The 4,510-nt window shown below is 61.4% G+C and carries 5 protein-coding genes, 1 rRNA gene and 1 pseudogene; 4 read left to right on the top strand and 3 right to left on the bottom strand.

All coding sequences use genetic code 11. The features are described 5' to 3' along the window. Positions 1–472: 472 nt before the first annotated feature. Positions 473–787, bottom strand: a pseudogene (locus PLL20_21665) (transposase). 125 nt (positions 788–912) lie between these two features. Between PLL20_21665 and PLL20_21660 the strand changes: the two are divergent. The 3 genes from PLL20_21660 to PLL20_21650 are packed head-to-tail and all read left to right on the top strand — an operon-like array spanning position 913 to position 2,337. Then, positions 913–1,062, top strand: coding sequence for a hypothetical protein (locus PLL20_21660; GenBank protein ID HPD32606.1), 150 nt, complete (start codon positions 913–915; stop codon positions 1,060–1,062). Beyond that, complete coding sequence (locus PLL20_21655) at positions 1,062–1,574, top strand: hypothetical protein (protein HPD32605.1); 513 nt, start codon at positions 1,062–1,064, stop codon at positions 1,572–1,574. Before PLL20_21660 ends, PLL20_21655 begins: the two co-directional genes overlap by 1 nt. After that, on the top strand, positions 1,564–2,337 hold the full coding sequence (locus PLL20_21650) for a class I SAM-dependent methyltransferase (GenBank protein HPD32604.1): 774 nt from the start codon (positions 1,564–1,566) through the stop codon (positions 2,335–2,337). Before PLL20_21655 ends, PLL20_21650 begins: the two co-directional genes overlap by 11 nt. 120 nt (positions 2,338–2,457) lie before the next feature. On the opposite strand, the gene rrf is transcribed toward PLL20_21650, so the two are convergent. After that, positions 2,458–2,566 (bottom strand): 5S ribosomal RNA (gene rrf / locus PLL20_21645). A gap of 484 nt (positions 2,567–3,050) precedes the next feature. Here rrf and rplU point away from each other — a divergent pair. Then, positions 3,051–3,365: a 50S ribosomal protein L21 gene (gene rplU, locus PLL20_21640; GenBank protein HPD32603.1), complete on the top strand. Its 315-nt coding sequence runs from the start codon at positions 3,051–3,053 to the stop codon at positions 3,363–3,365. 119 nt (positions 3,366–3,484) lie between these two features. On the opposite strand, the gene PLL20_21635 is transcribed toward rplU, so the two are convergent. Further along, on the bottom strand, positions 3,485–4,510 hold a 1,026-nt coding region (locus tag PLL20_21635), incomplete at its 5' end, for a heparinase II/III-family protein (GenBank protein ID HPD32602.1).

Below are 4,510 nucleotides of genomic sequence, written 5' to 3'. Positions count from 1 at the left end.
CTTTGGTCGTTGTACGCGTCCCGGTTCTCGTTTCGCATGGTTGTCGTGCATCTGTCGGGCACGCACCAGTCACCCATCAGGATCAAGGCCGTCGGGACGGTCCGCGAGGAACCCTTCCCGGCCCCTGGCTCTTTCGAGCCCCAGAAAACCGTCGGTACCCGATCGTGTCCAATTGACTGGCCGTTATCCGCAAGTGGACAGCGGCCTGACAGATACCTGGCTTGCGGCCGCGTGGACCGCTCCACTCCTTTTCTGGCTCACGATCGAGGCGTACCCGCCTGCAAAACCGGCGCCGCGTTCGGCGCTGCTGTGCCCCCTCGCTTTCCGGAGGGGAAAAGCCGGAGCTCCCCTCTTGAACAGCGAGGCACGGCCAATACTGAGAAGGATCGGAAGCGGCGGCCCAATCAGGATCGATGGTTCGAAGCCAAACACATTTCCGGGCTCGCCGCTCCGTCCTCAGTCGATTACCGTCTCATCCGAAAGCCCTCGTGATGTCGAACGCCACGTCTTCCTTGATCACGTGGTAGCAGGCTCGGGCCAGCTTGTGGGCCACCGCCTTGAGAGCCACAATGCGTTTCGTGCGGGCCTGCTTGCGTTGGTAATAGCGACGGATCGTCTCGTCGTACCGAATCGCGAAGTTGGCCGCCTCGATGAACGCCCAGCACAGAAAGGCGTTGCCGTTCTTGGTATTGCCTGAGCCCTTGCGTTTTCCGTTGGTCATGTACGAACTGCCCACCAGGCGAGCGTACGACACGTAGTTGCCCACATCGCGAAACCGGCTGATATCAGGTGGGGACAGGTTCGTTTTTTGACACGCGAGACGAGTGATGGTAGACTGCGGGGATACCTCGCAGTGCTCGTCAAGCTCCCGGCGGTATGGTGTTTCACGTCTTAAGCCGTGGCGTGGGGCGGATGCGTCTGTTCGAGAAGGATTCGGATTGTGCGGCGTTCGAGCGAGTGCTGGCCGAGGCCCGGGAGCGTGAGGAGATGCGGGTGTGCGCGTACGCCCTGATGCTCAACCATTTCCATCTGGTTTTGTGGCCTCGACGGGACGGGGGCTAATGGGTGAGCCGTTTTCCGCTCTCATGCCATTCCGCTCAGCCCCCTTTTCCGCTCACGGATGTCTGGGCCTGAGCCTCGGTTCCGTGCGCACCATCTTCCTGGGCGCGCTGCATCCCGCTGTCCGAGCATCGGTCGCGGTCTGCTCGATGGCCGAGTATCAACCGATGACCTGCAACCACATCGGCAACGGGATCGGCTTCACCAAACTGGTGCCCGGCCTGTACACCGATCTTGACTGGCCCGACGTCGCCATCCTGCATTGGCCCAACGCACTCATGACCATCAACGGGACAAAGGACACGCTGTACCCGCTCGCCGCTGCCCGCCCGGCAGTAGCCAAAATTCGGCGGATCTATGCCCAAATGGGAGCCGCCGACAGGTACGAAGGCGTGTTTTTCGAAGGGCCGCACGAGTTCAATCTCCAGATGCAGGAACGAGCGTTCGATTGGCCGGCCCGCCAACTTTACCTGGAGAAAGACGTCAAACCCGGGAACCATGCCGGTGGATCGTGATCTGGCCCGACATTTCGCTCAGCGCGCCGCGACCTATGACCTGGCGCCGTGGGTTCGCGATCCGCGCATCATGGCCACGACGATCGATTTCATTGATCCCCGCCCCGGGCAGAGAATCATCGACCTTGGGGCGGGAACCGGAGCCGTACTGGAGGCGATACTGGCCGCGTGTCCGCGGCTCGGGTTATGTGTCGCCGTCGATATCTCGCCCGAAATGCTGGCTCGGGTCCGGGACTCCCGGATTCGAGCTTGCAGGAGCGACGTTCAACAACTGCCGTGGGCCGATGCTTCCTTCGACGTCGCGGTCTGCCGGCAGACACTCCATTACGTCGAAGATCTGCATCGTTGCTTGGCGGAGATCCGGCGAGTGCTGCGCCCTGAGGGTACGCTGGTCATCGGGCAGATGACGCCCTTTGGCGATGAGGACGAGATCTACTGGGAGACCATTGTCCGTCTTCGCCAACCGTTGCGCCGCCACGACCTCACCGCCGCCGAACTGATAGGACTTGTCCGGAGCAAAGGCTTCCAAGTAATCCGGACCACCCAGCAACGGGCCCGCGAGTCGCTCAACTCATGGTTGGCCCGCTACGAGGACACCGATCGTCAACTCGCCGAACTGCGCCGCCTGCATCTCGATGCACCCGAGACCTACCGCAGAATCCATAACTTCGAGCGACGCGGCGATGACATTCTGCTGGACAATTGTTGGACTTTTCTCCGGGCAACGGTGCAACCCGGACCTGCAGCCTCTGCTACCCGCTGACGTGTTCTCCCGGATCCGGAGCATGCCCGTGAGGTTCCCCGGAACTCCTGTTCTTGCCGGATCGGCGCGCGAAAAAACCCGCTGCCTTTCGGCCGGCGGGTTTCCGCTAAAACACACAAATGTCGGCAGTCACCTACTCTCGCCCCGTGGGACTACCATCGGCCGTCTGGGCTTCACTGCCGTGTTCGGAATGGGAACGGGTGTTTCCCCAGGCGCATCAGCCACCGACAAATCATATATTACCCATCCGACCGCATCTGTCAAGCCCGCCCGGGGCATCCCTTCTCAGCGGGCAACCACAACAGATAACCCGAGGATCCCTTTGCCTTAAGTGCTTTCAGCAGAACAATTTAGCAGGCATGTTGAGGCCTCCGCAAAGCCTCGCTGATCGGGTACCCGGGCACCTGACAGATTCGGCTGGGCAGGCGATACGGTTCTTCCAGAGGGTACTCTCAGAACCGAGACCGTAAGGGGCGGCTCCGGGCGTCGCACCCGCTCTGTGGCTTGGTTCCGCCCTCGCGCTTGGGGTCGCAGATAGCTGCCCAAAGTGTCCGGGCCACGCCGCTCATCCTCAAACTGCCACCAGCCTCCTTGACCCTATCCCTGCCAAAGCACATAATGTGGGGCTCGAGAGACGACCCGCGAAACGACATGGCCCAGGCATGGGACCTGTCAGTTTCCACTGTAACTAACCTCGTGCTGGAGTTGGACTGGTGTACGCGATCATCGAAGACGGCGGACGACAGTATAAGGTTTCCCAGGGCGACAAGATCTACGTGGATATTCGGGAATTGCCCGAAGGCCAGGAGACGATCGAGTTCACCAGTGTCCTTGCGCTCGGCGACGGGGAGAACGCCCGGATCGGCCGGCCTTTCGTCGAAGGGGCCAAGGTCGTCGCCAAGATTAACGGCCAGGTGAAAGCCCCGAAGGTTACCACCATCCATTTCCGACGCCGCAAGAACTACCGCAAGAAGATCGGCCACCGCCAGCAACACTTGGCCGTCACCATCAGCGACATTGTCGGCTGATCGTTATCCCTGCGGGAAAACCAGGCGGGTAGCATGTGGGGCTCTCGGTGTGCTCGGCCGGCGAGCATCCTCCACTGATCGCTGATACCCCGGTGTGGGGAAATTGGAGCCATCACTCATTACTCATTGCTTGCTTGCCCTGATACCCCGGTGTGGGGAAATTGGGCCGGTTGCTCCCCCGCCGGCCGGCTGGTAAGCACGGTCTTCTGACCGGAGCGGATTTCGATTCCCAAGTCACCCGCCAATCGTACCGACTCCACAGCGGGGCCCGACATGATCTCAATGGTTACCCCACCGCTCTCCTCTCGCCATTCAACCGATGATACAGAAGGCTTCGCGCTGCCGGTGACCGGCTCGATGACCGCTGCGAACCTCACCGAACGACCCGTCTGACGAATCATGGCCAGCGGTACGCGTTCCAGGATCGACGAGCCAGGGCCATCGCCGACCACAATTTGAACCTGCCCATTGCCGGCCACGGTCAGATGGGTGGTAACCGTATCATCGAGAAATGCGATCGCGACCGGCCCGGTGCTCGTGCCCTGTATGGCTTGCTGGATGTACTGATACCCCGGTGGCTCGGCCGAGAGGTCAGCCTGTTCGCCGGCCGCTTCGCACTGCACTTCGTGGCCACGGTTGTGGTAAAACCAGTCGAATCGGCGATCTTCGTCGGGCGAATCGAGCCGATCCCAAACCAACAGATACGTCGGGGTCATAACCAGCATTCGCCGATGGACAATGCCCTTGTATGCGGTGTCACAGTCGGCCACGACGGCCGCATATCGCTCGTTGCTCGCGAACAGCCGCAGCGAGCCGGCAACGGGCTGCTGGGACTGGCCGTCCACCACAACGCTGTTGTGGCTGATCGTGGCTTTGTACCAGTTCTTGTGGATGGGCAAGCGGTATGCCTGGCTGGCGGCCCGGCCGGGGTCGACGCCCAGTTCACGATTCCAGCCGAACAACACGAAGCTTAACTTGTCAAAGTGCCCGTGGCTTCCGCCGTATGGGCTGAAGGTGAATGCGGCCGTCAAGCCGGCGGGGCCCGCTGTCCGCAGAATCGCGTGGCCGGCGCTGGGCATGACTTCACTAATCCCAAAACAAGCGAACTCCGGTGGCAGTTTTGCGCGATCGGCGGCCGATCGCCG

The organism is Phycisphaerae bacterium, assembly GCA_035384605.1.
Classification (GTDB): Bacteria; Planctomycetota; Phycisphaerae; order UBA1845; family PWPN01; genus JAUCQB01.
This window is presented reverse-complemented; position numbering and strand designations above follow the sequence as displayed.

Bases quoted from the DNA above. Each gene is read 5' to 3' on its own strand.
- PLL20_21660 (HPD32606.1), top strand. From the start codon at position 913: ATGCGTCTGTTCGAGAAGGATTCGGATTGTGCGGCGTTCGAGCGAGTG.
- PLL20_21655 (HPD32605.1), top strand. From the start codon at position 1,062: ATGGGTGAGCCGTTTTCCGCTCTCATGCCATTCCGCTCAGCCCCCTTT.